4 protein-coding genes and 1 pseudogene are annotated in these 4,464 nt (G+C 65.8%); 3 read left to right on the forward strand and 2 right to left on the reverse strand.

All coding sequences use genetic code 11. The features are described from left to right. Positions 1 to 93 precede the first annotated feature (93 nt). Positions 94 to 252: pseudogene (locus tag ACWEKS_RS48890) on the reverse strand (Tn3 family transposase); the annotation flags it as partial. A 200-nt stretch (positions 253 to 452) separates the two neighbouring features. Between ACWEKS_RS48890 and ACWEKS_RS48895 the strand changes: the two are divergent. Next, a complete protein-coding gene (locus ACWEKS_RS48895; protein WP_452346535.1) occupies positions 453 to 1,319 on the forward strand; it encodes an ATP-grasp domain-containing protein in 867 nt (288 codons plus the stop codon). Positions 1,320 to 1,761: 442 nt separating this feature from the next. On the opposite strand, the gene ACWEKS_RS48900 is transcribed toward ACWEKS_RS48895, so the two are convergent. Beyond that, positions 1,762 to 2,355, reverse strand: a complete 594-nt coding sequence (locus ACWEKS_RS48900; protein WP_452346536.1) for a TetR/AcrR family transcriptional regulator — start codon at positions 2,353 to 2,355, stop codon at positions 1,762 to 1,764. Between the two features lie 100 nt (positions 2,356 to 2,455). Here ACWEKS_RS48900 and ACWEKS_RS48905 point away from each other — a divergent pair, with 100 nt between their 5' ends. After that, positions 2,456 to 3,205, forward strand: a complete 750-nt coding sequence (locus ACWEKS_RS48905) for an SDR family NAD(P)-dependent oxidoreductase (protein WP_452346537.1) — start codon at positions 2,456 to 2,458, stop codon at positions 3,203 to 3,205. Then, on the forward strand, positions 3,202 to 4,248 hold the full coding sequence (locus ACWEKS_RS48910; RefSeq protein ID WP_452346538.1) for an FAD-dependent oxidoreductase: 1,047 nt from the start codon (positions 3,202 to 3,204) through the stop codon (positions 4,246 to 4,248). The genes ACWEKS_RS48905 and ACWEKS_RS48910 overlap by 4 nt, the downstream gene beginning before the upstream one ends. The last annotated feature ends 216 nt before the right edge of the window (positions 4,249 to 4,464 follow it).

Below are 4,464 nucleotides of genomic sequence, written 5' to 3' on the forward strand. Positions count from 1 at the left end.
ACAGGAGGACCCAGCACCAGCAGAACTCACCGCCTGACCCCATTCCGGATCATGCGGTGACCACCCCAGTTACACCACGCCCCGGGACTTGACCTCGAGCTGGCGGGCCCGGATGGTGCCCTCGTGGGCATAGAGCAGGTCGCGACGCAGCGCGTGCAGCGATTCGCCCTTGTTCAGCTGGCGCGCGATGCTCCGCCGGTAGTCCAGATCCGACAGGTAGCGGGCGGCGTAGATGGTGCGCCGCAGTGCGCCGCCGGGTGGCCAGGTTCGGGTTGTGTCCGTTGGAGGGTTTTGATCATTCCGGCGGGCGGCGCGCCGGTGGCGTCCGATGAGCCTGCGACCCAACAACGTTCAGCTTGCAGCCGGCTTCAGGGTTGCGATCTGATGTGTGAATGCACAGTGGCCCAACAGTATTGATAACTGATCACAGTTCGCACGAAGGCAGCCGGGCAGTGCTGGCGGCCACGATAGAACAGCTCACCGGCCGCCCCGCGCTGACAGTGGACGCGCGGCATTTCCTGGACGGCGGTGGTGGCAGAGTCCGGATCGGTGACGGTGAAGTCGGCCTCGAGACGGCAGCCGAGGGCGTCTCGGTCGTTGCATCGATGGTGATCGTCTACGAGATCCGGCCCCAGGATCGCAGGCGGTTCGAGAGGTTTCAGCACGCGCTGCGCACGTCCGGCGTGCGTACACTGGGCGCCGACGTGCAGGCGTGGCGAGCGGCGACGGAGAAGGATCTGACCGCGAAAGCTTTTCTGCGGGACGGCATCCCGCACCCGGAGACGATGCGTCTAACCCATCCGACCACCGAGCAGGCGGTCGCGGCATTCGAGCACCTCGGTGGTGACGTGTGGGCTCGGCCTGTCGTCGGCATGGGTGGCGTCGACGTTTCACACATCGTCTCATCCGGGCAGATGATCGCGGCGGTGCGGCATTTCGCCGCGGCCGAGCAGGGATGGCTGATCTCCCGCGATGCCGGAAACTTCGACGCCGCCGGACGCCGGCACCAATATCGTGTCGTCGTCCTCGAGGACCGAGTGCTGCGCGCCGCCGAGCATGTTCAACCTGACCCCAACGCGCCGTGCAACCAATCGCGCGGCGCGGTGTCGACAGACCTGCCGATCGATCACCTTCCCCCGGGGCTGGCCGAACTCGCCGTATCCGCGACCAAGTCCGTCGGACTGCCGTTCGCGGGGGTCGATCTGGTCCCTGAAAACGGCGGCACCGTATTCGAGGTCAACGTTCATCCTGAAATACCTGCCAACCGGGCCGACTGCATGGCCATCCCCTATCTCGAGGCGCATTTCGCGATCGGCTGATCGAGTCTGCGGTTCGTGCGGCCGATCGCGCCCGATCCTTACGACGAATCCGGCGACGGCGTGGATGGGTGGGTTCGGCTGTCCGGCTCCCCTGCGGTCGCTTCGGCGATACTCGGCCGGATCTGGTCTGCCGCCGCACCGCGGTGTCATAAGTTCGGCGAACGACCTCGCCAAAGTTGGAGCGCGCCGTACTGAATCGGCAGGCCGCCGGACGATCACGATCACTCAGATGCACCGAAAGTCTGCCTTCGGGACAGAAGGAACACTCATCGGCAGTTGCGGATGTTCCGCCGACCTCGGATCGGCACGGCCAGTCGATCTTCCGATGACCCGCGCTGGCCGGTTCGGTCAGCGCGGTATGCGGCATTACAGCGCGTCCATTGCCGCCTGTCACATGCTGAAGAACCCGGCTACCTCATACCCGGGTGATTTCGCCGCTGCCTTAACCCGAGCGGACGATGGGGTCGAGTGCTTCGAGGAGCTTCCGGGTAGGAGTCGCCTCCCTATCCGACTCCAGGACGTTCTGTACCAAGAAGGTGCCCATGCTCATCGCCACCAGCGCGCTCGCTGTCGCCAGCGCTGACTCGTCGTCGAGTTGGGCCCACCGGCGGGTGAAGCCGCTCAGAACATCGAGGAGTTCGGTCATATAACGGCGCTGGGACTCGCGAACACGAGCGTTGCCGGCAACCTCGGACCACAGCTGGAGCATGAGCGCTGAGCTGGTGGTAGGCGGGCTGTCGACCAGTAGCGTGTCGTGGATCAAATCGATGACTTCCGCCGGTCGCGGCACCGGGTCCGCGTCGACAGCCCTACGCAAGACCCGGAGAACTGGAGCCATCACCGTGTCCGCAAGCTCCTCGATGAGTTCCTCCTTGCTGGCGAAGTAGCGATAGACCCCGCCTGCGGACATCCCGGCTTGGGTGCAGATATCCGGCACCGACGTGGCGTGGAGGCCTTTGGTGGCGAAGCAGTGCGCTGCGGCGGCAAGGATCGTCGCGCGTCGTTGGGCGAGGTACTCGGGCGTGACAGGGGGCATCCATCAATAATGAACGATCTTTCGCCTTGACACGTGCGCAGGTCGTAGGCCACATTTAAAAACGAAAGTCCATTCGCTTTGTTGCTCGAGGAGCCCGAACATGACTGTGGACAACACTGGCCGGGTAGCTGTAATCACCGGTGGCGGCACCGGCATCGGCCGCGCGACTGCCATCCAACTCGCAGACACGGGCTGGAACGTGATCGTTGCCGGGCGACGGGAAGCGCCGCTCGCCGATCTCGCCGCCGAGCGTCCGACGATCGGCTATGAGGTCGTGGACGTCGCCGATGAAGCCCGAGCCCGCCAGTTCATCGACTCGGCCGTCGGCGCACACGGCCGACTCGACGCCCTGATCAACAATGCAGGCGCACTCAACCCTGTATCGACCACCAACCCCACCTACGACGCGTTGAACCACCTGTTCTCGATCAACGTCTTCGGGCCGTCCTATCTGGTCGGCGCCGCGGTCGAGCACCTGTCGGCCGTCGGCGGCAGCGTCGTGAACGTAAGCAGTGCGGCGGCGCAGCGTCCCCAGGCCAGGTCGGCGTTCTACGGTGCGTCCAAGGCCGCGCTGGACTACCTGACTCGGTCATGGGCCGCGGAACTAGCCGGTCAGGGCATCCGCGTCAACGCGGTTGCTCCCGGACCCACCGAGACCCCGATCCTTTCGACGGTGCTACCCGCCGACATGGTTGCGCAGGTTACTGCGGCGGAGGCGGCATCGCTCCCACTCAAGCGCCGCGGCACCGCTGATGAAGTTGCCCGCTGGATCGTCGCGCTGGCTGATCCTGCGGCAGCGTGGGTCACGGGCCAGGTCATTGCGATCGACGGAGGGATGGCGATCGCATGACCCGCCGCGTACTGATCATCGGAGCTGGACTCACCGGTCTGGCGTTGGCCAACGGACTCCGCTGCGCCGATGGCGTCGAGGTCACGGTCGTCGAGCAGGCGCCGGTCATCGCCGAGGCCGGCTGGGCGATCAGCCTGACCGACAGACATCTCGAAGCTCTGCGGCAACTGGGGTTGGCGCCGCAGGATCTGACCGCGGATCGGCTCGCTCGAACGATCATGTACGACCCGAACACCTCCGTTCCGGTCGGGATCGCCGCCATGGACGGGGTTGTGACGACCCGTTCCGAGCTGCAACTGTGGCTTTGGGAACCCGTCGGCGATCTGGTGCGCACCGGGATCGCACCGGTCTCGATCACCGACAATGGCGCGTGCGTCGAGGTCGGGTTCAGCGACGGCACCACAGGCGAGTTCGACGTGGTCGTCGGCGCCGACGGTATCAACTCTTGGACTCGGCGCAGCGTCTTCGGTGGTCCGGATCCGGCCTACGCGGGCAGTGCTGTGGTGCGCTTCCAGGTCCCCAACGCTGCAGGCCTGGACCTCGCCGGTATGACCAGCGATGGCCGCCTGAGCCTTTTCGTCCTGAACCGCGGCACGGTACTGCACGGCGTCGTATTCCTGCCCGGTGAACCGGACAACCGCCGCGACTGCACGCTCACCGAACTGGCGCAGGACTACGCCGACCTGTGTGGTCCGCTGGCCGGCCTGATCAAGGCCATGCGCACCGAGCCGGTCGGTTTCTACGCCAACATCAACCAAGTCGTGACCGATGACTGGGCGGTCGGCCGGATCGCGCTCGCAGGCGATGCCGCGCACGCCATGAGTCCCCGACTGGGCCAGGGCGCGGGAGTGGGCCTACAGGATGCCGCTCTGCTTTGCGAACTACTCACGCTGCCCGACCTTCCAGTTCAGTCCGCGCTAGCCGGATACGCCGGAATCCGCCGCCCGGCAGCACAATTGGTCCAGCAGCGCTCGCACGCTGCCACGCTCCGGATCGGTCATCCCGGTTCTGCACTCGAACTGCACACTCAGGCGAACCGGTAGGCAGGCGAACGCGGTGACCAGGCGTGCATCTCCGGCAGGCAACAATCGCTGACCAGCTATGCACTGATGCCGGAATGGTTGAGCCACACCTACCACGGGGGGTGCGCGCCGTTGCCTCCGGTTGCCGCCGTCTAGCTGATCCGATTGGTATCGGACTGTGCGAAACGGGCGATGGCGCGGGCGACCGCCTCGCCCATGGCGGGGCTGCCGGTGTGA

Source organism: Nocardia sp. NPDC004711, from assembly GCF_053601595.1.